The organism is Pseudonocardia kunmingensis (genome assembly GCF_006716445.1).
GTDB classification, from domain to species: Bacteria; Actinomycetota; Actinomycetes; order Mycobacteriales; family Pseudonocardiaceae; genus Pseudonocardia; species Pseudonocardia kunmingensis.
On sequence record NZ_VFPA01000002.1, the window covers coordinates 1,179,446 to 1,202,769 of the forward strand.

Consider the following 23,324-nt stretch of genomic DNA (forward strand, 5'->3'; position numbering starts at 1 on the left):
TGCGCGTGACCACCGGTGTCCAGGCCCCCGTGACGTTCGACCTGACCACCGCGCAGCTGGGGATCTGGAACGCACAACGGCTCGACCCGGACTCGCCGTACTACCTCGTCGGTGACGTCCTCGAGGTCTCCGGCCCGGACCCCGTCGACGCCGGCCTCCTCGCCGAGGCCGTCCGGATCACCACCGACGACGCCGAGACGCTGCGGGTGCGGGTGCTCGACCCGCCCGGAGGCCCGCGGCAGCTCGTCGACGACACGCCGGCGGCGGCCCCGCGGATCGTCGACCTGCGCGGCGAGCCCGACCCCGTCGCGGCAGGCAACGCGTTCGTCTCGGCCGAGCGGTTCCGGGCGGCCGCGGCGCTGTCCGGCATGACCGAACGCGACCTGGCCGTGCAGGTGGTCCTGCGGATCACCGACCGCGACGTCTGGTGCGTGCTGCTTTACCACCACCTGGTGATCGACGGCTACTCCCAGTCGATGCTCTGCCGGCGCATCGCCGCGGTCTACACCGCGCTGGCCACGGGCGAGCCGGTGCCGCCGTCGCCGTTCCGGCCGTTCGCCGAGTTCGCGGCGGCCGATGCGGCCTACCTCGCGAGCGAGGACAGCGCGGCCGACCGCGCCTACTGGGTCGACCGGCTCACCCCGGTGCCGGAGTTCGACGACCGGGCGGCACCGGCGGGCCCGGCGGAGTGCACGCTGTCCGCGAGCGCGGTCGTGCCGCCCGCCGAGATCGAGGCGCTGCGCGCGGTGGCGAAGCAGGTGGGCGCCACCTGGGGCGAGGCCGTGATCGCCTGCTACGCGGCGTTCCTGCACCGCATGCAGGGGCGCAGCGATGTCGTCTTCGGGCTGCCGCTGATGTGCCGGCTCGGGTCGACGGGGCTGCGCACGCCCGCCATGGCGGTGAACGTGCTGCCGCTGCGCGTGGCCGTGCACAGCGGTGACCGGCTGCCCGAGCTGACCCGCCGCGTCGCCGCGGCGATGGCCGAGATGCGCGCCCACCAGCGCTACCGCGGCGGGAACATCCCCCGGGACCTCGGCGTGCCGGGCGCGAGCGCGCTGCTGCACGGCAGCGGCGTCAACTTCAAGGCCTACGACCTCGTGATGGACTTCGCGGGCGCCACCGGTCAGATGCGCAACGTCGCGGGCGGCCCGCCGGAGGACTGGGGCCTGACCGCCACCCCCACCCGCGACGGCGGGCTGCTGCTCGGGTTCGAGGTGGACGCGCGCGCCGGGGACCAGGCCGCGGTGGACCGCAAGCCGGCCGCGATGCGGACCATGGTGCGCGAGCTGGCGCGGCCCGAGGCGCCGCCCGTCGGGCAGGTCGACCTGGTCGGCGAGGCCCGTGAGGCGCTGCTCGCCGCGGCCCGCACGCCGGCCGTGGACGGCGCAGCCGAGCCGGTGCCGGCCGTCCTCGACGCGCTCGCCGCTGCCCGGGCCGACGCGACCGCGCTCGTCGCGGGCGCGCAGCGGCTCACCACGGCCGAGCTGGCCGGTCGCGTGCACCGGCTGGCCCGTGCGCTGCGGGCCCGCGGGGTCGGCCCGGACGACGTGGTCGCGCTCGCGCTGCCCCGCTCGGCCGACCTCGTCGTGGCGCTGCTCGCCGTCCTCGACGCCGGCGCGGCGTACCTGGCCCTCGACCCGGAGCACCCGCAGCAGCGGCGCCGCGAGCTGCTCGCCGACGCCCGCCCGGTGCTCGTGGTGACGGCGGGGTCCGCGCCGGACCTCGGCGCCGTCGAGCGCCTGGACCTGGCCGACCCCGCGGTGCTCGCCGAGCTGGCCGCCCTGCCCGAGCGCCCGCTCACCGCGGCCGAGCTGGCGGCACCGCGGCACCCGGACCACCTCGCCTACGTGATCTACACGTCCGGCTCGACGGGCCGCCCCAAGGGCGTGCTGGCCCGGTCGGGCGGTCTGGCCGAGCTGGTGCACCGCCAGCGAGCGACGGTGGTCGCCGCGGCGGAGCGCCGAGCTCCCCGGCGGCTGCGGGCGGCGCACACCTACTCGTTCGCCTTCGACGCCTCGCTCGACCAGCTCTGCTGGCTGCTGTGCGGGCACGAGCTGCACCTCTACGACACCGAGACCGCCCGGGACGCCGACGCGCTCGTGGCGGCGGTGCGGCGCGACCGCATCGACGTCGTCGACACGACCCCGTCCATGGCGGGTCCGCTCCTGGCGGCCGGTCTGCTGGCCGGATCGCCCGCCCCCGGCGTGCTGCTGCTGGGCGGCGAGGCCGTCGGCGAGGGGCTGTGGCGCACCGTCGCCGGATCCGGAGCGACGGCGTTCAACCTCTACGGTCCGACCGAGGCCACCGTCGACGCCACCGTGGCCCCCGTCGCCGGGCGTGCTCCGACCATCGGTGCGGCCGTGCCCGGCACCTGCGCCTACGTGCTCGACGGCGCGCTCGCCCCGGTGCCCGACGGCGAGCGCGGCGAGCTGTACCTCGCCGGGCCGCACCTGGCCCGCGGCTACCTGGGCCGGCCCGGTGCCACCGCCGAGCGCTTCGTCGCGAACCCGTACGGGCGGCCGGGGGAGCGGATGTACCGCACCGGCGACCTCGTCCGGCGCCTGCCCGCTGGCGATCTCGAGTACGTCGCCCGTGACGACGGGCAGGTCAAGATCCGCGGGCACCGCGTGGAGCTGGGTGAGGTGGAGGCCGGGCTGGCCGCGCTGCCCGGGGTCGACGCCGCCGCGGCGTCGGTGCGCACCGACTCCGGACGTGCGCGGCTCGTGGGGTACGTCGTCCCCGCCGCCGGTGCGGACCCGAGCCCGGAGCACCTGCGCGACGCGCTCGCGGTGCGCCTGCCCGAGCACCTGGTGCCCGCGGCCGTCGTGGTGCTCGCCGAGCTCCCGGTGACGGTCAACGGCAAGCTCGACCGCGCCGCGCTGCCCGCGCCCGCCCTCGCCGACACCGGGCGGGCGGCGGTCACCGTGCAGGAGGAGGCGCTCAGCGCGGTGGTCGCCGAGGTGCTGGGCCTGCCGCACGTCGGGGTCGAGGCCGACTTCTTCGCGCTCGGCGGCGACAGCATCACCGCCATCGCCGTCAGCAGCCGGGCCCGGGCGCGTGGGCTGGACCTGCGCCCCAAGGACCTCCTCGCCCGGCAGAGCATCGCGGCGCTGGCCGCGGGCGCCCGGCCGGTGGCCGTCGCCGAGGCGGAGCCGGACCGGCCGCTCGTGCGGCTCGACGAGGCCACGACCGCCGAGATCGAGCGCACCCGTCGCATCGAGGCCGTGCTGCCCGCCACCCCGCTGCAGGTGGGGCTGGCGTTCCACACGCTGGTGCGTGGTGCGGACGACACCGACGTCTACGTCGCGCAGGCGGTCCTGCGGTTCGACGGCGAGCTGGACCCGGACCGGATGCGCGCCGCGGCCGGGGAGCTGCTGCGCCGCAGGCCCGCCCTGCGGTCGTTCCTCGTGGTCACCGACTCCGGTGACGTCGTGACGGTGGTGCCGGCCGAGACCGAGCTGCTGTGGGAGTACGCCGACCTCACCGGCCTGGAAACCGTGGCACGGGAGGCGGAGGTGCAGCGGCTGCGCAGCGACCAGGTGCAGCGCGGGTTCGACCCCGCGACGCCACCGCTGGTGCGGTTCCTGCTGGTGGCCACGGGTCCGGACGAGCACCGGTTGTGCCTCACCATGCACCACGCGCTGCTGGACGGCTGGTCGATGCCGCTGGTCGGCCGCGCCCTGAGCGGCCTCTACGCCGAGCTGGGCGGCGGCCCGGCCGTGCCCGACGCGCCGGACCTCGCCGCCTACCACCGCTTCGTCGCCCGCCGTGACCCCGGGAAGTCACTGCAGGCCTGGCGGGAGCTGCTGGCCGGGGTGGACGAGGGCACGCGCCTCGCGCCAGCCGCCACCGCGGCCCGCGTCGAGCGCCCGGAGCGGGTGAGGATCGACCTCGGGCCGGAGTTCTCCGATCGGTTGCGGGGGTTCGCCCGCGAGCGCGGGCTGACGCTGTCCAGCGTCGTGCAGACCGCGTGGGGGCTGCTGCTCGGGCGCCTCACCGGTCGTCGCGACGTCCTGTTCGGCTGCCCCGTCTCCGGCCGACCGCCCGAGGTCGAGGGCGTCGAGGAGATGATCGGCCTGCTGCTCAACACGGTCGTCGTGCGGGTCGCGACGCGCCCGTCCGACACGGCGGCGCAGGTGCTCGACGCCGTGCAGGCCCAGGCCGTCGCGATGGCCGAGCACCACGGCGTCGGCCTGCCCGACGTGCAGCGTGCAGCGGGGGCCGGCGACCTGTTCGACACGATGCTCGTGGTGGAGAACTTCCCGCTGTCGGACCGGCGGCGGATCCCGGTGGCGCCCGGCCTCGACCTCGCCGCGGTCGAGATCGCCGACGCCACGCACTACCCGCTGACGGTCGTCGTCCTCCCGGGCGAGTCGATCACGATCGGGCTGGCGTACCAGCCGCACGCCTTCGCCGACGACACCGTGCGCGAGTACGGGCGGCTGCTGGTCCGGCTGCTGCACGAGATCGTCGCCGACCCGGACCGGCCGGTCGGACGGCTGCCGCTGCTCGACGAGGACGAGCGCGCCGCGGTGCTCGCGATGGGCGTCGTCGAGCCGACGCGCAAGCGGCGGCCGTGCCTGGCGGAGTTCGCCGCGTGGGTGCGGCGCAAGCCCGGGGCGCAGGCCGTGGTCTGCCGCGACCGCAGCCTCACCTACGCCGAGCTGGAGCGGCGGGCCAACCAGCTGGCGCACGCCCTGGTCGCGCACGGGGTGGCCCCGCAGGACCCGGTGGCGGTGCTGCTCGGTCGCGACGTCGAGATGGTCGTGGCCCTGCTGGGTGTGCTGAAGGCGGGTGCGGTGTACGTGCCGATGGACCCCGCCTACCCGCGCGACCGGCTCGCCTACATGATCTCCGACATCCGCCCGGCCGCCGCCCTCACCACCACGGACGTGCACGCCGCGCTGGACGTGGAGCTGCCGGACGGGATGCCGGTGCTGCGGCTCGACGACCCGGCCACCGTCGCAGGCCGGCCCGGCACCGACCCCGCCACCCCGCGTGCCCGGTTCACCCCGGACGCGCTGGCCTACGTCATCTACACCTCCGGGACCACCGGACGGCCCAAGGGCGTCGCGGTCACCCACCGCGGGATCCCGGACCTGGTGGCCCTGCAGGAGGAGGTCGTGGGGATCACCTCCGAGGACCGCTACCTGCAGTTCGCCTCCACCAGCTTCGACGTCGCGTTCTGGCAGACGATGGTGGCGCTGCTGTCCGGGGGGACCTCGGTGATCGCGCCCGACGAGGCGCGGGTGCCCGGCGACGAGCTCGTCGCCTACATCCGCGAGCACCGGGTCACCGGCATCAACCTGCTGCCGTCGTTCGTCGCGGCCCTGCCCGACGACCTGGAGATCGACCGGGACGTCCTCATGATGGTCGGCGCCGAGCGGCTCGACCCGGCGATCGTGCGCCGGTGGGGACGCAGGCGACGTTTCCTGAACGCCTACGGCCCGACCGAGGCCACGATCAACGCGACGATGTGGGTCCACGACCCCGACGAGCCGGTCGAGGCCGGGCCGGTCCCGATCGGGCGGCCGGACCCGAACGTCCGCGCCTACGTGCTCGACGACGGGCTCATGCCGGTCGGGGTCGGTGAGACCGGTGAGCTGTACCTCGCCGGGCCCGGCCTCGCCCGCGGCTACGTCAACCGGCCGGACCTGACGGCGGCCGCGTTCGTCGCCGACCCGTTCGGCGAGCCCGGCTCCCGGATGTACCGCACCGGCGACCGCGTGCGGTGGCGCCCCGACGGCCAGCTCGTGTTCCTCGGCCGCGGCGACGACCAGGTGAAGATCCGCGGCTTCCGCATCGAGCTCGCCGAGATCGAGACCGTGCTGGGACGGCACCCTGCGGTGCGCGGCTGCGCGGTGGTCGTGCGCGAGGACCGGCCGGGGGACCGCCGGATCGTCGGCTACGTCCTGCCCGCGGGCGACGCGCCGCTGGACGTCGCGACGCTGCTGGCCGACGCCGCCACCCAGCTCCCGGACCACATGGTGCCGTCCGCGCTGGTCGAGCTGGACGAGCTGCCGCTGGGGCCGAGCGGGAAGCTGGACCGGGCCGCACTGCCGGCGCCGGCCGTCGCGGCCACCGCGGCCCGGGAGCCCGCCACGGCCGCGGAGGCGCTGCTGCTGGAGGTGTTCCGCGACGTCCTCGGGCGCGGCGTCGTCAACGGCGGGGACGTGCAGCTCGACGACGCGTTCCTCGACGTCGGCGGCGACAGCATCGTCTCGCTGCAGGTGGTGTCGCGGGCGCGGCGGCGCGGGCTCGTGCTCACCGCACGGGACGTGTTCGAGGGCGCCACGGTGGCCGGCATCGCCGCGCGCGCGGTGACCGCGGACCTCGCGGCCACGGGCGAGCCCGCGGCGGGCGACGCGCCGCTGACCCCGGCGGCACGGGAGTTCCTCGCGCTCTGCGCCGCGGGCGGGGCCGCGCCCGACGCCTTCTGCCTCTGGGTGGACCTCGTGGTGCCGGCCGGGGGCGACCTCGCGCGGTGGGAGGCCGTGCTCGACGGCGTGCTGGCCCGCCACGACGTCCTGCGGGCGCGCCTGGTCGACGGGGCCGAGCCGGTGCTGCGGATCCCGCCGGTCGGCGCCGTCACCGGGGCCGACGTGCTCACCCGGGTCGCGGTCGCGCCGGACGGGATCGAGGCCGTCGCCGCCGCCCGGCTCGAGGAGACCCGCGCCGGGATGGACCTCCGGCGCGGCCCGCTGCTGCGCGCGGTCTGGCTCGACGCCGGGGACGCGGTGCCGGGGAGGCTGCTGCTGGTCGCCCACCACGTGGCCGTCGACGGCGCGTCGTGGCGGATCCTCGTCGACGACGTCGCGCACCTCTACGAGAGCGGGGCGCCGGACCTGCCGCGGGTCGGGGCGTCCTACCTCGGCTGGGCCCGCGCCGTGGCGGCGGCCGTCCCGGCGCGGCGCGGGGAGCTGCCGCACTGGCAGCGGGTGGCGGCGGACGTCGCGCCGCTCGGCGCGCGCCCGCTGGACCCGGCGCGCGACACCATGGCCACGGCCGTGCACCGCGAGCTGCGCCTCGACCCGGACGCGGCGCACGCGGTGCTCACGGCGCTGCCCGCGGCGCACGGGACCGCGCCGGACGCGGTCCTGATCACCGCGGTGGCCATGGCCGTGCGCGCGTGGCGCGGCGAGCACGTCGTCACGGTCGCCCGGGAGGGCCACGGCCGCCCGGAGCTGCTGCCCGACGGCAGCGGGCCCGTCGACCTGTCCTCGACCGTCGGCTGGCTCTCCGCATCCCACCCGGTGCGGGTCGAGGCCACCGACGCCGCGCGGACGCTCGCCGCTGTCGCGGAGCAGCTCGCCGCGGCCGGTGACGGGCTGGGCTCCGGCATCCTCGGCGACCTCGTCGGCGGCACCGCACCCCGGATCTCGGTGAACTACCTGGGCCGGCTGCAGACCGCGGCCACCGAGCCGGTGGTGTGGCGGCCCGCGCCCGGCTCCGACCCGATCGGCTCCGGCGGCGACGCGGACCTCCCGCAGCCGCGGGAGCTGATGGTCAACGCGATCGCCGTCGACGGCCGGGCGGGGGCCGAGCTCGTCGTCCGGATCTTCTGGGCGCCCGGGGTGTTCCCCGGCGACGAGCCCGCCGCCCTGGTCGAGCACCTGCGCGCCGCGCTCGCCGCGCTCGCCGGGTCCGCGGCCCCGTGACCGGCCCGCCGGAGCGGATCGACGCGCCGCTGGTCCGGACCGCGTTCGTCCTGGTCCTGGGCACCTTCATGGCGACGATGGACGCCACCGTCGTCACCGTCGGCATCGACACCCTGACCGCGGATCTCGGAGCATCGATCACCGACGTCCAGTGGGTCACCACCGCCTACCTGCTCGCCGTCGTCGCGGCGGTGCCGGCGTCGGGCTGGCTGGTGGACCGGTTCGGCGGGCGCCGCACCTGGATCGGCGCCGTGCTGGTGTTCCTCGCCGGGTCCGTGCTGTGCGGGCTGGCCTGGTCGCCGGCCAGCCTGATCGTGTTCCGGGTGCTGCAGGGCCTCGGCGGCGGGCTGCTGCCGCCCACCGGGCAGACCCTGCTGGCCCGGGCTGCCGGGCCGGGCCGCATCGGGCGGATCATCAGCATCGTCGGGGTCGTCCCGCTGCTGTCCCCGGTGTTCGGGCCGGTCATCGGCGGCGCGATCCTCGGCGTGGCGCACTGGTCGTGGCTGTTCTACGTGAACCTGCCGATCGGGCTGGTCGGGGTGCTGCTCGCGCTGCGCCACGTCCCGCGCGACGCGCCGGCGACGGCGGGGGCGCTGCTGGACGTGCGCGGCACGGTGCTCCTGTCCCCGGGTATCGCGGTGCTGGTCTTCGGGCTCACCGGATTCGCGCACGGCCAGGCGGTGCCACCGGTCGTCAGCTGGGGCGCGCTGGCCGTCGGCGCCGGGATGCTCGCCGGGTTCGCCGTGCACGCGCTGCGGCACCGCGGCGTCCCGCTGCTCGATCCGCGGCTGCTGTCGCGGCCCCCGTTCGGTGCCGCCGCGCTGGCGTTGCTGGTGCTCGGCGCGTCGGTGTACGGGGCGATGTTCCTGCTGCCCCTGTACCTGCAGAGCGGGCGCGGCATGACCCCGTGGGAGGCGGGCCTGCTGCTCGTCCCACAGGGCGTCGGGGCCGCGGCCGGGTCGGTGGTGGTCAGCCGCATCGTCGACCGCGTCGCACCCCGCACGCTGGTCTGCGCCGGGGTCGCGCTGGTGGCCCTCGGAACGGTGGTGTTCACCCAGCTCGCGTCCGAGCCGCCCGCCGCGCTGATCGCCGCGTCGCTGGTGGTGCGGGGGCTGGGCAGCTCGATGATCAGCGCTCCGGTGATGGCGCTGGTCTACAGCGCGCTGGAGCGGGCGGTGATCCCGCGGGCCGCGAGCGCGCTGAACCTGCTCAGCACGATCGGCGGCTCGGTCGGCACGGCGCTGCTCGCGGTGATCCTGCAGACCAGGCTCGCGGCCCGGGAGCCGCTCGGCACGGCCGGGGTCACGTGGGCGTTCGCCGACGCGTTCTGGTGGGTCCTCGGGTTCTGCGTGGTGGCCCTGCTCGGCGTCAGCCGGCTGCCCCGCCGCAGCCTGCGCGAGCGCGGCACGGCCGGCCGGCGGCGGTGAGCGGGGCGCTCCTCGTCTCAAACTGAGACGCCGAGGGCCTGCCGGTGGCCCCCGCGGGTCCCTAGCGTCGGCCCCCGTTCGGTCGTCACGGCCGGGACGAGCCCACCACCAACGGAGGTAGCAGTGGTCGCATCGGAGAAGCGGGTCGCGCTGGTCACAGGTGCCGCGCGGGGCATCGGCAAGGGCATCGCCCTGCGGCTGGCCGCCGACGGTCTCGACGTCGCGGTCAACGACATCGAGGCGAACGGCGACCAGCTCAAGGGCGTGGCCGACGAGATCGCGGCGATGGGGCGGCGGTCGGCCGCGGTGGTGGCCGACGTGGCCGAGCCGGACGCCGTGCAGGCCATGGTGCAGCAGACGGTCGGCGAGCTCGGCTCGCTCGACGTGATGGTGGCCAACGCCGGGATCGCCGCCGTGAAGCCGCTGCTGGAGGTCACTCCCGAGGAGTTCGACCACCTCATGTCGATCAACCTGCGCGGGGTGTACCTCTGCTACACCGCCGCCGCGAGGCAGATGATCGCGCAGGGCTCCGGCGGCAAGATCATCGGTGCCGCGTCGATCGTGGCCTACCGGCCCTTCCCGCTGCTGGGGCACTACTCCGCCTCGAAGTGGGCGGTGCGCGGCCTCACCCAGGCGGCCGCGATGGAGTGGGCCCAGCACGGCATCACCGTGAACGCCTACTGCCCGGGCATCGTCGGCACCGCGATGTGGGACCACATCGACGAGAAGCTCGCCGACCACGAGGGCCTGCGCAAGGGTGCGGCCATCGCGAAGTACTCGGAGCTGATCCACCTCGGCCGGGTGTCGGTGCCCGAGGACGTGGCCGGCTTCGTCTCCTACCTCGCCTCCCCGGACTCGGACTACATGACCGGTCAGTCGGTGATGATCGACGGCGGGATCCAGTTCTCCTGACGCCCCGGCACCCCGAAGTCGAGCGCGCTCGCTGCCGTCAGAGGGCGACGGTCCAGCGGCCGGCCAGCATCGTGGCCGCGACCGGGAGCTCCTCCAGCTCCGCCGGGTCCGTGGGGAGGTCCGTGTCCAGGACGAGCAGGTCGGCCCGGCGGCCGGGGCGCAGCGGGCCGTCCGGGCCCGCCGACGCCGCCAGCGCGTCTTCCAGGGTGATGTGCTGCTCGGGGTGCCAGGGTGCGCGGTCGTCGGCGCTGCGGTGCACCGCCGCGGCGATGCCCACCCACGGGTCCAGCGGCGCCACCGGGGCGTCCGAGCCGAGCGCCAGCGGGACGCCCGCGTCCCGCAGCCGTCGGTAGGGGAACGCGCGGTCGGTGCGGTCGGCCCAGTAGCGGTCGGCGACGTCGCGGTCGTCGACCGCGTGCCGGGGCTGCACGCTCGCGGTGAGCCCGAGCGCCGCGAAGCGGGCCACGTCGGGCTCGGTCAGCAGCTGGGCGTGCTCGATGCGGCCGCGCGCCCCGGTGGCGGCGAAGGCGTCCAGGGCGAGGGTGTTGGCGTGGTCGCCGATGGCGTGCACCGCCACCTCGAGCCCGGCCCGGTCGGCCCGCTCCAGCAGCGGCACCAGCTCGTCCGGCGGCACCAGCAGCATCCCGCACGGGTGCGCGGTACCGGCCAGGCCGGGGTAGGGGTCGTGGCAGTAGGCGGTGCGGGTGTTGAGCGACCCATCGGTCACGATCTTGAGCGGGCCCATGGTCAGCAGGCCGCCGGTGCCGGGGACGACGTCACCCGTGCGCAGCCCGCGCTCGATCGGGTCGTGCAGGCACTCCGGCCACACCGACGCGACCACCCGCAGCACGTCGCACCCGCCCGCGATGCGCGCCGCCCAGGTGTCGAGCTGCCACGGCGCCTCGAAGTCCACGACGCCGACGACGCCACGGGCCGCGGCGGCGCGGGCCGCGTCGTCGGTCCAGCGCTGCAGGTCCCGGGCCTGCGCCTGCCGCACGTCCTGCATGATCGGGTGCCACTCCTGCTCCCGGATCAGGCCCGACGGGTGGTCGGCGAGCCCGTACCGCTCGGCCGCCGCGCCGTTGACCCAGCAGCAGTGCAGGTCGCCGGACACCAGGACGATCGGGACGGCGGGTGCCACGGCGTCGAGGAGGTCGCGGTGCGGGTGGTCGGGCCACAACGCGTCGCGGAACCCGTAGCCGACCAGGAGCTCCCCCCGGCCCGGCGGTTCCGCCGCCAGCCGGGCCGCGACCATCGCGGCGGCCTCCCGGGCGGACCCGGCCGCGGCGAGGTCGAGCCGGCGGCGTGCGGCGGCCCACTGGTCGAAGTGCACGTGGTTGTCCCACAGCCCGGGCAGGACGGTGCGACCGCCGAGATCGACACCGGGCGCGTCGTGCCGGGCGCCGGGCACGTGCGGTGCGATGGCGTCGATCCGCCCGGCGCGTACCGAGACGTCGACCAGCCGCCCCTCCCACCGTGCGGCCCGCAGCACCACGGGGTCGGGGTCGGGCACGGTGCCGGCGGGCGTCGGGTCCACGTCCGACAACGTATCGCCGCCGCTCTCGTCCGGGCTCAGGGCGTGCGTCAGACGGTCGGATCCCGGCATCAAGGTGATATCGGACAAGCATTACCAATTCCGCAGATGTGTCAATTCCGGCCGCAACTCCATTTCGTGTTCCAAGTCACCCTGGATGGAAATCGGAGAGTCGAACCTGCATTCTGACGGTGCACCGCAGGGGAGTATCCCGGTCGCGGTGGCGTCGTCAGCACGGCGAGAGGCCCCGCGGCCCAGGATCGTCAATCACGCGGGACCTCGGACCCGGCGCCACCGGTCCGCAGTTCCGTTCCACGGACGCGGAGGGGAGAGACCTCGGGGCGGCCCGCTGCTGCCCGAGATACGTGGAGGCTCCCCTGTGAACGTGCCCGCCTGGCTCTGGTTCGCCACCATCGGCGCCCTGGCCGCCGTCATCCTCGCCGACCTGTTCCTGGTCGACCACAAACCGCACGCGGTCACCATCAAAGAGGCCACTTACTGGGTGCTCTTCTACGTCGCGCTCGCGGGGCTGTTCGGACTCGGTCTCTGGTTCTTCGCGGGAGGCCAGTACGCCGGGGAGTTCTTCGCCGGCTACATCACCGAGTACTCGCTCTCGGTCGACAACCTGTTCGTCTTCGTGATCATCATGTCGTCGTTCGCGGTACCGGCGATCCACCAGCACCGCGTCCTCCTCGTCGGCATCGTGATCGCGCTGCTCATGCGTGGCCTGTTCATCGCCGCGGGAGCGGCCGTGATCAACGCCCTGAGCTGGGTCTTCTACCTCTTCGCCGCGTTCCTGATCTACACGGCCGTGAACATGGTCCGGCAGGGCGTGGGGGGCGACGACGAGGAGTGGAAGGAGCCCAAGGTCGTCGGGCTGATCCGGCGGGTGCTCCCGGTCACCGGCGAGTACCACGGCAGCAGGACCACGGTGCGGATCGACGGCAAGCGCTGGGTCACCCCGATGCTCATCGTGATGATCGCGATCGGGCTCACCGACCTGCTGTTCGCGCTCGACTCCATTCCGGCGATCTTCGGCCTGACCCAGGAGGCGTACCTGGTCTTCAGCGCGAACGCCTTCGCGCTGATGGGCCTGCGCCAGCTCTACTTCCTCCTCGGCGGGCTGCTCAAGAAGCTGATCTACCTGTCCTACGGCCTTGCCGTGGTCCTCGGCTTCATCGGCGTGAAGCTCGTGCTGCACGCCCTGCACGAGAACGAGCTGCCGTTCCTCAACAACGGCGAGCCGCTCCCGGTGCCCGAGGTCGGCATCGGGGTGTCGCTGTCCGTGATCGTCGGGGTCCTGGCGATCACCGCGATCACCAGCCTGGTGGCCGTGCGGCGCAACCCGGCGCTGGCCGACTGAACCGCCTCGCCGGAGCGGGAGGAGCCCCTCCGGTTCGCGTCCGGCGTGGGAGACTCCCCGCGTGCGGTTCAGCGCCCGGTTCCCGGAGCTCCGCACCGCTCTGACCGGCCTCGACCCCGGCCTCGTCCGGTTGCGACTGGCCGGGACCGCCACCGCGGCGATGGTGCTCGCCGCAGCCGTGACGACCGTTCTGCGCCTGCCGGCCGGGTTCCCGGTCACCGTGGTGCTGCTCGCGTCGGTGCTGGCGATGGTCAGCAACCTGGCGGTGAACGAGCCCGAGCTGCGCGCCCGCCGCGTGACCACGTCGCTCATGCTCGGTCCCGCGGTCCTCGCGGTCGTCGGTGGCACGCTGCTCGCTCCGCACCGGGTCGTCGCCGACGTCGTGTTCGTCGCCGTGATGGTGGGAGCGGTGTACGTGCGCCGGTTCGGCCCGCGCGGGGTCGCGCTCGGCATGTCCGCGGTGATGCCGTTCTTCTTCACCCAGTTCCTCGGTGCTGCCCCGGCCCAGCTGCCCTGGCTCGTGCTCGCCGCCGCGGTCGGGATCGGGTCAACGCTGCTGCTGCGCGACGTCGTGTTCGCCGAGCGTCCGGAGCGGGCGCTCGAGCGGCTCCTGCGCGCCTTCCGCGCCCACGTCCACGCCCTCGTCGACGCGGTCGCCGACCTGCTGAAGGCGGCCCCGTCGGACGTCGAGGACGAGTGGGAGGCCGTGCTGCGGCGCAGGACCCGGCTCAACGAGACGGCGCTGCTCGTGGCCGACGCGCTGGAGACCGAACGCGCCGCCGCCGACCCCGACGAGCTCGCCCTGCGCGTCCTCGACGCGGAGCTGGCCGCCGAACGCCTCGCGCTCACCGCGCAGCGGCTCGCCGCCGCCCCCGGCGGGGCCGGGGCGGGCGGGATGGACGACGACCGGCGGCGCGCACTGCTCGCGGCACTGCGCGCGTTGAGCGCGGCGTCGGCCACCGGCACACCGCGCGGGTTCGTCACGGTCCTGCTGGAGACCGCGAGGCGCAGCGTCGCCGCCCTGACCGCGGAGCCCGAGGGGCGGGCGGCCCGCGTGCACCGCGTGGCGTTCGCCGTGGTCCGGCTGGCCGACGCGTTGGAGATCGCGCGCGAACCGGAGCGGGGATCCGCGCCCGAGGCCGAGACGGGCACGGGACGCGGGAAGGACGCGGAGGACGCGGAGGGCGCGGAGGACGACGAGCCGTCGGGCTTGCGGATCACCACACGGCAGGCCGTGCAGGTCGGGGTCGCCACCAGCCTCGCGATCGTGGTGGGCGAGCTCGTCTCGCCGGCGCGGTGGTACTGGGCGGTGATCGCGGCGTTCATCGTGTTCGCCGGCACCAGCAGCCGCGGCGACGTCCTCAGCCGCGGCTACGAGAGGGTGATCGGGACGATCGGTGGGGTGCTCGCGGGGATGGGCCTGGCCGTCCTCGTGGGCGACCACCCGGTGGTGGTGCTCGTGCTGCTGTTCTGCTGCGTGTTCCTCGCGCTCTACCTCGTGCGGGTCTCCCAGACGCTGATGGCGTTCTGGCTCACCGCCGTGCTCGCGCTGCTCTACGGCCTGATCGGCCAGTTCGACCCCACGACGTTCGTGGTGCGCGTCGAGGAGACCGCGGTGGGCGTGGCGATGGGGATCCTCGCGGGTTACCTCGTGCTGCCCAAACGCACGCGGGAGGCGTTCGAGGAGGCCCTCGACGAGCAGGTCGACGCCGTCCACGCCGTGCTGCAGGCCGCGGTCGAGAAGATCGTGGGCCGCGCACCGGAGGCCCCGCCGGTGGAGCTGGCGCGGGACGCGGGGGACGCGTTGGGGACGCTGCGGCAGCGGGCGAAGCCGCTCGAGCGTGCGTTCCTGCGGCGCCGGGGCCGCACCGGTTACGAGCGCGCGCTGCGCGTGCTCACGGGCGTCGACCACTACGCGCGGGGGTTCGCCCGGGTCTCCGACGCCGTCGTGGAACCCGGGTGGGCCGCCACGCTGGAACCGGCCGCGCAGCGCGTGCGGGCCAACCTCGACGGGCTGCGCGCCGTGCTGCTGCGCCGGGAGGAGCCCGGTGCGGCCGTCCGCTCCGCGGAGGACGCGATCGACGCCGCGGAGTCCTACGCCTCGCAGGGACGCGACGCGCGCCGCCGCGCCGAGTTGCTCGGGGCGATCCGGCTGCTGCGCCGGATCGACCAGGCCGTGGTCGGGTTCGCCACCGATCTCACCGCATCCGAGCAGGAGCGGGCGGCCGATCCCGTCCCGCCGCGGTGACCGGCGCGGCCGGCCGTCACGAGCTCTCGACGGCCACGCCGTGGCGGGTGGCGAGCTCGGCGAGGCCGTCGTCGTAGCCCTGCCCGATGGCGCGCAGCCGCCAGCTCCCGTCGCGCCGGTAGACCTCCGCCAGCAGCATGGTGCGTTCGGTGGTGGCGGCGTCCAGCGTGGACGTGGCGGCCGTCGCGGCGTCCCCGTCGACGCTGAGCGTGACCGCGCCCAGCGCGCCGAAGGTGGCGTCCCCGCCGAGCGCCGCGGCAATGATGATCTTGCTGTGCTGGTCGGGGACGAGGCCGAGGTCGATGCGGATGCTCTGCTCGCTGTCGCCGTCGGCGGCCAGTGCCACCGCGCCGTGCTCGCTGACCGGCGCGTTGTAGAAGACGAAGTCCTCGTCGGCGATGACCTGCTCGTCGGCGTCGACGAGGAAGGCGACCACGTCGACGTCCGTGCCGCCGGCCAGTGCGTCGGCGCGCCAGGCGACGTTGACCGTCCACACGTCCTCGTCGGGGAGGTCGACGACGGCGCCGCGGGGCAGGACCGGCACCCCGGCACCCGCTGCCTCCGAGCGGTGCTTCCCGACGTAGCCCGGCTCGACCGCGTCGGCGCACGGTGCGGGCAGGGTGATGCCGAGCGCGACCCGGCCGCGGTGCAGGGGCAGTTCGGCCTCGCGGATCCGCGCGAGGCGCCGGTCGGTCTCGCCGCCGGCCATCAGGATCACGTCGGTGACGCCCGCGCTGAGGTTGACGGCCGCGGCCCCGCCGAGCGCGCCGATCTCGGTGCGCACGGCCGCGGCCTGGGGGTGGGTGCCGCCGAGGACGAGCACCCGCCGACCGTGCAGCGGCCCGCGCACGACGACCCTGGGCGCGCCGGCGCGCCGCGGTGCGGGCCGGGCCACCGGCTCGCCGGGCCGGACGTCGTCGAGGAGCCGCAGCACGGTGGTCTCGTCGAGCACGAGGATGCCCTCGGCGCGGGCGCGCTCCGCCTTGCGGGTGCCGAGGTCGGGCTCGTTGCAGAGCAGTGCACTGGTGAGGCGGCTGACCGAGTTCTGCACGTCGAGCCCGGCGGCGGTGAGCCGCTCGACGAGCATGGTCCGGGGTTCCCCGGTCGTGCCGGTGATGGCCAGCTTCATGCCCTGCACGAGCGGCTGCCCGGCGTTCAGCCTGCCGGGGTAGCGCCACGGGCACGGCGGCGTCGTGGCGCGCGGCGGGTAGCGGGTCGCGCCGGTCCGGCTGTCGCAGCCGATCAACGGCAGCGGCAGGCCCAGCTGTGCGGCGAGCAGGAGGCTGTGGGTCAGGACGCGGGACAGCACCTGCGTGTCGTCCTCGGCGTCGTGGGCGCGCCGCTGGGGCACGCCCCAGTAGCCGGCGAGCGTGGCGAGCTTGTGGTTGGGCACGTCGATGCCGAGGCGTCGGCTCAGCGCGAGCGTGCACATCCGCTGCCGCACGGGCAGCTTCACCCCGGCGCGCTCGGCCTCCGCGGCCAGGAAGCCGTGGTCGAACGCGGCGTTGTGCGCCACCAGGACGCGCCCGTCGAGGACCTCGAGCAGGGCCGGAGCGATCTCGTCGAAGCGGGGTGCCGCGGCCAGGCGCTGCCGCGTGAGCCCGTGGACGTGGACCGGACCGGGATCGCAGTCGGCGTTGACGAGCGAGGCGAACCGCGGGCCCTCCGGGCGGCCCGCCGCGTCGAGGGCCATGGCGGACACGCTGAGCACCCGGCCGCTGCCGGGGTGGAAGCCGGAGGTCTCGACGTCGACGACCGCCCACGCGCGGTCGGAGTCGAGCAGCCGGTCGATCTGCGCGGTGGTCACGTCGGTGTCCTTCTGGAGCGGGGGAGCGGCGGTGGGGCTTCGCCGACTGCGACGTCGCTGTGCGCACGTGATCCGTTACCGGGGCCGCGACGCCCGGCATCCGGCCGCCCGACCTCGGGATGTTCACTGTGGTCGATGTTGCCGTGGGGCAGCGCCGCGAGTGCGAGGAAGGTGGAGACGATGAGCAGCTACGACGTCATCAGCCCGGTGGACGAGAAGGTGCTGACGAGCGTCGAGTTCCCCGGCCGCGAGGAGGTGGACGAGCGCGTCGCGCGGGCCCAGCGCGCCTTCCGGACGTGGCGCGAGGTGGCGCCGTCCGAGCGCGCCCGGCTCCTGCGCCGCTTCGCCGAGGTCGTCGACGGCGACATCGAGAACCTCGCGCAGCTGGAGGTGCGCAACTCCGGCCACACCATCGGCAACGCGCGGTGGGAGGCGGGCAACGTCCGGGACGTCCTCGCCTACTACTCCGCCGCGCCGGAACGCCTGACCGGCCGGCAGATCCCCGTCGCAGGGGGTGTGGACATCACCTTCCAGGAACCGCTCGGCGTCGTCGCGGTGATCGTGCCGTGGAACTTCCCGATGCCGGTCGCCGCCTGGGGCTTCGCGCCCGCGCTCGCGGCGGGCAACACGGTCGTGCTCAAGCCCGCCGAGCACACCCCGCTCACGGCGCTGCGCCTGCAGGAGCTGGCGTTGCAGGCCGGGCTGCCCGAGGACGTGCTGCAGGTCGTGCCCGGCACGGGCAGCGAGGCGGGCGAGCAGCTGGTGACGCACCCGCTCGTCCGCAAGGTCGTGTTCACCGGCTCCACCGCCGTCGGCAAGCGGATCATGCGCCACTGCGCGGACCAGGTGAAGTCGCTGACGCTCGAGCTCGGCGGGAAGAACGCGAACATCGTCTTCGCCGACGCGGACCTCGAGCGCGCCGCGGCCACGGCCCCGGGAGCGGCCTTCGACAACGCCGGGCAGGACTGCTGCTCCCGTTCCCGCGTGCTCGTGCAGCGCAGCGTCCTCGACCGGTTCATGGAGCTGCTCGAACCCGCGGTCCGCGCTTTCGCCGTCGGCGACCCGGCCGACGACGCCACCGCGATGGGCCCCCTCATCTCCGCCGCCCACCGCGACAAGGTCTCCTCCTACGTCGACGACACCGCCGCCGTCGCGTTCCGCGGAACCGCCCCGGACGGCCCCGGCTTCTGGTTCCCGCCCACGGTGCTCGCGCCCGTCACGCAGGACGCCCGGCAGTGGCGGGAGGAGATCTTCGGACCGGTCATCGCCGTCATGCCCTTCGACGACGAGGCGGACGCCGTCGCGCTCGCCAACGACACCGAGTACGGGCTGTCCGGCTCGCTGTGGACCCGCGACATCGGCCGGGCGCTGCGCGTCAGCCGGGCCTGGGAGAGCGGCAACCTCTCGGTCAACTCGCACTCCTCGGTGCGGTACTGGACCCCGTTCGGCGGCTTCAAGCAGTCGGGGCTCGGGCGCGAGCTGGGGCCCGACGCGGTGAGCGCCTTCACCGAGACCAAGAACGTCTTCATCTCCACCGAGGAGTGAGCGGATCCCGCACCGGCTGATCAGCCCGTGCGGTCCAGCACGCCGAACCGCTGGTCCCGCCAGATCCGGCGGGACCGCTCCTCGGGGTAGCGGCCGACGCCGGACACCGCGTCGTACAACCGCGTGGTGCGCTCCCGCGGGTCGTAGCGGGCCCAGCCGGGGTCGCCGGTGGTCGCGAACGCGATGTGTTCGGCCCGCATCAGCTCCGACAGGCGTCGGGACTGCCCCACGAGGTCCGGGCCGGCGTCGGCGAGGCCGGTGTCGATCTCGGCGGTGCCGAAGACGAGCAGGGTGTCGAGGGCGTGCGAGGCGCCCAGGGCGTTGAACCCCCAGCAGAGCTCGTAGAACCAGACCCGGGCGCCACCGGCGTGGGCCGCGTCGGCGAGGTGCAGGGCCGGCATCCGGAAGAGCCAGTCGGACATGGCCGTGTCCCGCAGCTCGGTCGGGGAGAGCAGCGGGTAGGCGTCGCGGTAGCGCCGGGCGCCCGGTGTGGGGGTCAGCCCGTCGATCAGCGCGTCCGCCGCGGTGTCGTCGACGTCGCCGAGGCGGCGGGCGAGCAGGCTGAACTCGTCACGGCCGTGGCCGACCAGCAGGTCGACGTCGCGCGCCGCGCCCCCGGCGAGCGCGGCCCACGGAGCGGCGGGCAGGACCTCGCCGTCCACGACGGGGGAGAACGGGGTGGGGGTGTGGGCGACCGCGCCCCACCGGTCCGCGCGCCGCGGGAGCCCCGCGGTCACCGACCGAGCCGCCGCGACGAGGTCGTCGGGGGCGACATCGACGAGGTCGGCGACCCGCGGTGCCCGCCCGACCCCGGCGGTCACCTCGGCGGCGATGTCGGCCGCGAGGCCGGGGGTGAAGTAGGTCTCCGGGATGCCCTGCAGGATCGCGCGCCGGAACAGCCCGGCCGCCGCCGGCATCACCAGCAGCGCGGCGATCGAGCCCGCTCCCGCCGACTGGCCGAGCACGGTGACGTCGCCCGGGTCGCCGCCGAACGCGGTGATGTTCTCCTGCACCCATCCGAGCGCGGCGATCTGGTCGAGCAGGCCCCGGTTGTCCGGCGCGCCCTCGAGGCGGGCCCACCCCTCGGTCCCGTTGCGGTAGTGCGCGCTCACCACCACCGCCCCGGCGCGCGCCAACGCCGAGCCCTCCAGGTGCGGGTTGGCCGTGTCGCAGTTCAGGTAGCCGCCGCCGCTGATCCACACGACGACCGGGAGCCCGGTCCGGCCCGGAGCGGGTGTCCAGACGGCGAGGTTCAGCCAGTCCGTCCCCTCGGTCGGCCGGGCCGGCTGCGGCGGGGGCGGGCCGAACCGGGTGGCGTCGCGCACCCCGTCCCACGGCGGCGCCGGGCGCGGGGCGGCGAACCGGTCGGGCCCGACCGGAGGCGCGGCGAAGGGGATGCCGCGGTAGACGGCGACGCGGTCGTCCCAGCTCCCTCGGACGGCTCCGGCGGAGGTGCGCACCCGGGTCGTCATGATCTGCACCCTGGCACCGGCTGCCGTCCCGGTCACCCGGGAATGCCCGGTCGTCAGCGTTCGGGGTCGTCGCCGGACACCCGGTGGCGCAGCTCGTTGAGCCGCGACATCGTGGCGACCGACGACTCGCGGGTGCGGGCGGCGATGTCGATGGTGAGGGCGTGCGCGACGGCGAAGGCGGCGATGCTCTCGCTCGCGGTGGCCGTGGTCGACGGCGGGGTCTCCAGCACGAGGTCGGCCCGCTCGCGCAGCGGCTGCGCCAGCGCCTCGGTGACCGCCAGGGAGCGGGCGCCCACCTCCCGGGCGCGGTCGAGCACCACGGAGATCTCGCGGAACAGCCGCAGCGGGGCGAACACGACGAGGAGGTCCCCGCCGCGGAGCCCGAGCAGCTCGTCGGCGAGGCTCAACCCGGTGGTCGCGCTCGCGACGGCGGCGAGCCCGACGCGCCGCAGCGAGTTCGCGCAGAACTCGGCCACCGCGCCCGCCGGCCCGATGCCGTAGCAGACGACCCGGTCGGACTCGAGCGCGGCGGTCACGGCGGCCTCCCAGACGTCGAGCCGGATCGACTCGTCGAGGGCGCCGACGACGCGGGCCGAGTCCCGGAACACGCGCTGGGCGCGGTGCTGCGGGTCGTCGGCCCGGCCCAGCCGGTCGCTGAGCACGGCGGCCGGGTCCTCGCGCCGGGCCAGCACGGCCACTGCGTCGCGCTTGAGCTCACGCAGCCCGGTGTAGCCGAGGGAGCGTGCGGTGCGCACGACCGTCGCGTCGCTCGTCCCGACCGCCTCCGCGATCTCCAGGGCGGAGCGGGCGGCGACGAGGTCGAGGTGCGCCGCCATGTAGCGGGCGACCGCGAGCTCGGCGGGCGGCAGCCGCTCGGCGCGGGACTCCAGCCGCGAGGACAGCGTGTCGGGCACCGACGTAGCGTCCACTACAAAGTTTCCGTCTCGTTTCGGGTATTGACCGCTTCTCGTAGTTTTCACTACCGTCGCGGCACCTGGCAAGCAGGTGGCGCCACCGTAGGCGATGGTGGAGGGAGCGGAATGGATCTGGCCGTCGTAGGAGCCGGTGCCGTCGGGTCGGCGGTGGCCGCCGACCTGGCCGAGGCGGGAGCCCGGGTCACCGTCCTCGAGGAGCGCGCGCTCCTGCAGGGGACCTCGGGCACCTCCTTCGCGTGGGTCAACGCGAACAACAAGGTCCCTCCGGCGTACTACCGCCTCAACCTCGCCGGCTTGCAGCGCCACCGGGCGGGCCGGGCCGCCGGCCGGACGTCGTTCCACCCGGTGGGGCACCTCGAGGTGGCGTTCACCGACGAGCACCTCGCCCTGCTCGAGCCCAAGGTGGCGCGGCTGCGCGAGCGCGGCTACGCGGTGCAGGACGTCCCCGCCGCGCAGGCCGCGCAGCAGCTGCCGGGCATCCGGGCGGAGGCGGTGCGCGCCGCCGTCCGGTACCCCGAGGAGGGCTACTGCGACGTGCCGGCGTTCGTCGCCGAGGCGCACGAGCGGCTGCGGGCCGCCGGTGGCGAGGTCCGCACCGCGGCCGTCGAGCGGCTGGCGCCGGGTGAGTCCGGGGTCGAGGTCCGGCTCGGCGGCGGGGAGCGGGAGCGCTTCACCGGCGTCGTCGTGGCGACCGGCCGCTGGACCACGTCGTTCCTCGCCCGATCCGGCTTCCACGTCCCGCTGAACACCGACGACGCGGTGGGTGCGCCCCCGTACGGGTTCCTCGCGACGACGCAGCCGGTCGACGCGGCGGGAGTGGCGTCCGTGGTGAGCACGACCCGGGTGAACTTCCGGCCCGCGGGCGGTGGCCGCTACCTGCTGCAGGGCCTCGACCTGGACGTCGAGGCGCACCCGGCGGCCCCCGACGCGGTCCGCGCCCGGGTGGGTGCGGAGCTGGCGCGGCGCTTCGCCGACGTCGTCGGCCTGCCGGCCGCCCCTGCGATGGAGGACGTCGCGGTCGGGATTCGGCCGCTGCCCGCCGACGGCCAGGCCGTGGCCGGCTTCCTCGACGACGCGCGCACGGTCTACGTCGCGGTGACCCACAGCGGCGTCACGCTCGCGCCGGAGCTGGCGGCGCTCGCCACCCGCGAGGTGGTGCACGGCGAGCAGGCACCCGCGCTGGCCGGGTTCCGGCCGCAGCGCTTCGCCGGGGGTGCCGCGAGCGGCGCCGTCGCGGCCGCGCGCCGGCCGGGGGAGCAGTGATGGCGCACCGCTTCCAGCACGTCGTCGTCGGCGGTGGCGTGTACGGGTGCGCCGTCGCCCACCACCTCGCCCGCAGCGGTCGCAGCGTCGTGCTGCTCGAGGCGGCCACGGTGGCGTCGGCCGCGTCGGGCGGGTTCGGCAAGCGGGGCGTGCGGGGGAACAAGCGCGACCCGCGCGAGCTGCCGCTGCTGCGCCGCGCCTACGAGCTGTGGCCGGGGCTGTCGGACGTGCTCGGTGCCGACGTCGGCTACGAGCGGACCGGCGGGGTGAACCTGATCGAGCGCCCGGTCACCGGGATGCGCGGCGGGCTCGTCGCCGCGGCCGCGCACGCGCAGGTGCAGTCCGCGCTGGGCGTGCCGACCGAGGTGATCGACCGGGACCGGGTCCGCGGGCTGCTGCCGGAGGTCTCCGACGCCGTCGTCGGGGCCCTGCACGCCCCGCTCGACGGGATGGGCGACCAGACCGCGACGACGCGGGCCTACGCGGCCGCGGCCCGGCGGCACGGCGCCGAGATCGTGGAGGGGGCGCGGGTGTCCCGGTTCGAGCGCGCCGGCTCCGTGGTGCGCGCGGTGGTCTGCGCGGACGGCGAGCGCTACGAGGTGGGCGAGTCGCTGCTGGTCGCCGCGAACGCCGGGGCGGCGCCGCTGATCGCGCGCGAGCTCGACGTGCGGTTGCCGCTGTGGACGATCCTCCCGCAGGCGCTGCGGGTGCGGCCGGCCGGCGCGAGCCCGGTCGGCCTGCTCGTCGGCCACGACCACCGCACGGTGTCGCTGAAGACCGTCGAGGACGGCGTGGTCATGGTCAGCGGCGGTTGGCTGGGCCGGGCCCGCACCGGCACGACGGCAGGCGAGGTGGTGCCCGATCAGGTCGAGGGCAACCTGCGCGAGGCGGCCGCGGTGTTCCCGGTGCTGGCCGGCGCCCGGCTGCTCGAGGCGGCCGCGGACCGTCCCGAGTCCTGCGCGCAGGACCAGGTCCCGGTCATCGACGTCGTGCCGGGCACGCGCAACGTGCTGGTCGCCGCGGGGTGGACCGGTCACGGCTTCGCCATCGCCCCCGCCGTCGCGGAGCTGCTGGGCGACTGGATGCTGAGCGGGCGCCGACCGCGCGCGCTCGACCCGTTCGCCACCGACCGGTTCCACCCGGCTGAGAGGAGCGCGTGA

The 23,324-nt window shown here is 75.5% G+C and carries 12 protein-coding genes; 8 read left to right on the forward strand and 4 right to left on the reverse strand.

Annotated elements, in window-relative coordinates; genetic code table 11:
* The first annotated feature begins 5 nt into the window (after positions 1-5).
* The 3 genes from FB558_RS21365 (at position 6) to FB558_RS21375 (ending at position 9,997) form a co-directional block, all read left to right on the forward strand.
* Entirely contained in the window at positions 6-7,658 is a 7,653-nt protein-coding gene (locus tag FB558_RS21365; RefSeq protein WP_142056124.1) for a non-ribosomal peptide synthetase, read from the forward strand.
* Positions 7,655-9,085 carry a DHA2 family efflux MFS transporter permease subunit gene (locus tag FB558_RS21370; RefSeq protein ID WP_142056126.1) on the forward strand — a complete coding sequence of 477 codons (1,431 nt, stop codon included), beginning with the start codon at positions 7,655-7,657 and terminating at the stop codon, positions 9,083-9,085. Before FB558_RS21365 ends, FB558_RS21370 begins: the two co-directional genes overlap by 4 nt.
* Positions 9,086-9,208: 123 nt before the next feature.
* The gene (locus tag FB558_RS21375) at positions 9,209-9,997 is read left to right on the forward strand and encodes an acetoin reductase (protein ID WP_142056128.1); all 789 of its coding nucleotides are present in this window, start codon (positions 9,209-9,211) and stop codon (positions 9,995-9,997) included.
* A gap of 37 nt (positions 9,998-10,034) precedes the next feature.
* Here the strand turns inward: FB558_RS21375 and FB558_RS21380 are convergent, their stop codons facing one another.
* Positions 10,035-11,534, reverse strand: coding sequence for an amidohydrolase (locus tag FB558_RS21380; RefSeq protein WP_246106647.1), 1,500 nt, complete (start codon positions 11,532-11,534; stop codon positions 10,035-10,037).
* 376 nt (positions 11,535-11,910) lie between these two features.
* On the opposite strand from FB558_RS21380, the gene FB558_RS21385 reads away from it, so the two are divergent.
* Entirely contained in the window at positions 11,911-12,894 is a 984-nt protein-coding gene (locus tag FB558_RS21385) for a TerC family protein (protein ID WP_142056132.1), read from the forward strand.
* 61 nt (positions 12,895-12,955) lie between these two features.
* Positions 12,956-15,142 carry an FUSC family protein gene (locus FB558_RS21390; RefSeq protein WP_142056134.1) on the forward strand — a complete coding sequence of 729 codons (2,187 nt, stop codon included), beginning with the start codon at positions 12,956-12,958 and terminating at the stop codon, positions 15,140-15,142.
* 16 nt (positions 15,143-15,158) lie between these two features.
* Here FB558_RS21390 and FB558_RS21395 read toward each other — a convergent pair whose 3' ends face one another.
* Complete coding sequence (locus FB558_RS21395; RefSeq protein WP_211366721.1) at positions 15,159-16,949, reverse strand: TerD family protein; 1,791 nt, start codon at positions 16,947-16,949, stop codon at positions 15,159-15,161.
* A gap of 180 nt (positions 16,950-17,129) precedes the next feature.
* Here FB558_RS21395 and FB558_RS21400 point away from each other — a divergent pair, with 180 nt between their 5' ends.
* Positions 17,130-18,494 (forward strand): aldehyde dehydrogenase family protein, encoded by a 1,365-nt coding sequence (locus FB558_RS21400; protein WP_142056136.1) that lies wholly within the window; start codon positions 17,130-17,132, stop codon positions 18,492-18,494.
* A 20-nt stretch (positions 18,495-18,514) separates the two neighbouring features.
* Here the strand turns inward: FB558_RS21400 and FB558_RS21405 are convergent, their stop codons facing one another.
* Both FB558_RS21405 and FB558_RS21410 read right to left on the reverse strand, forming a co-directional pair.
* Positions 18,515-19,966, reverse strand: a complete 1,452-nt coding sequence (locus tag FB558_RS21405) for a carboxylesterase/lipase family protein (protein WP_142056138.1) — start codon at positions 19,964-19,966, stop codon at positions 18,515-18,517.
* A gap of 53 nt (positions 19,967-20,019) precedes the next feature.
* Entirely contained in the window at positions 20,020-20,880 is an 861-nt protein-coding gene (locus FB558_RS21410) for a MurR/RpiR family transcriptional regulator (RefSeq protein WP_170231446.1), read from the reverse strand.
* A 126-nt stretch (positions 20,881-21,006) separates the two neighbouring features.
* Between FB558_RS21410 and FB558_RS21415 the strand changes: the two genes are divergently transcribed.
* Together FB558_RS21415 and FB558_RS21420 are read left to right on the forward strand one after the other, a co-directional pair.
* Entirely contained in the window at positions 21,007-22,164 is a 1,158-nt protein-coding gene (locus tag FB558_RS21415) for an NAD(P)/FAD-dependent oxidoreductase (RefSeq protein ID WP_142056142.1), read from the forward strand.
* Positions 22,164-23,324: an NAD(P)/FAD-dependent oxidoreductase gene (locus FB558_RS21420; protein WP_142056144.1), complete on the forward strand. Its 1,161-nt coding sequence runs from the start codon at positions 22,164-22,166 to the stop codon at positions 23,322-23,324. Before FB558_RS21415 ends, FB558_RS21420 begins: the two co-directional genes overlap by 1 nt.

Excerpts from the sequence above, each read along its gene's own strand:
- FB558_RS21415 (WP_142056142.1), top strand. The coding sequence starts at position 21,007 with ATGGATCTGGCCGTCGTAGGAGCCGGTGCCGTCGGGTCGGCGGTGGCC.
- FB558_RS21400 (WP_142056136.1), top strand. The coding sequence starts at position 17,130 with ATGAGCAGCTACGACGTCATCAGCCCGGTGGACGAGAAGGTGCTGACG.
- FB558_RS21420 (WP_142056144.1), top strand. The coding sequence starts at position 22,164 with ATGGCGCACCGCTTCCAGCACGTCGTCGTCGGCGGTGGCGTGTACGGG.
- FB558_RS21405 (WP_142056138.1), bottom strand. The coding sequence starts at position 19,966 with ATGACGACCCGGGTGCGCACCTCCGCCGGAGCCGTCCGAGGGAGCTGG.